Below are 538 nucleotides of genomic sequence, written 5' to 3'. Positions count from 1 at the left end.
CTCCCCGAGGGGAGAGGAGACTTGCAGCGCCGGCGCCTCCCTCTTCTCCCCCACGGGGAGAAGGTGGCCGCGAAGCGGCCGGATGAGGGGGCTGGCGGCAGCAATGGGAGAGCAGCCTCACCCCGCCACAAAAACGCGGCGCTGGAAGCGTGCCTGATGGTAGGGGCAATAGCTTTTCAGCGCCCTGGTGCGCATGCCGCAGCACAGCATGTCGGCGCCCGGCCGGCTGCCTGGAGCGTCGTTCTCGGGGTCTTCTTCCAGCGTCAGGTCCAGCGGCGCGCGGCAGCGCCCAAACAGACAATCGATGAAGCGCATCGCTACGCCATGCGGCTGGCGGCCGACGGGCGTGCGCGGCGACACCGGGACTTTGAACCGATAGGCCTCGCCGTCGGCGATCAGCACGCCCACTTCACGCACGAACAGGCGCGGCGGCAGCCAGGCCGGCGAAGGGTCGCGCTTGGTGGCCGCCTTGCGCATGCCGGTGACAGCGAGCACGGCGTCGATCCTGCCGGCGGCCGGCCTAGCGCTCACCTTACCC

At 70.3% G+C, this 538-nt stretch carries 1 pseudogene; it reads right to left on the bottom strand.

The window, feature by feature from the left end:
- Positions 1 to 117 precede the first annotated feature (117 nt).
- Positions 118 to 538: pseudogene (locus EN935_RS39610) on the bottom strand (GcrA cell cycle regulator); the annotation flags it as partial.

It is taken from the genome of Mesorhizobium sp. M7D.F.Ca.US.004.03.1.1, assembly GCF_003998635.1.
GTDB lineage: Bacteria > Pseudomonadota > Alphaproteobacteria > Rhizobiales > Rhizobiaceae > Mesorhizobium > Mesorhizobium loti.
Note: the sequence above shows the minus strand (reverse complement) of the source record. Positions and strands in the feature narration are given on the sequence as shown.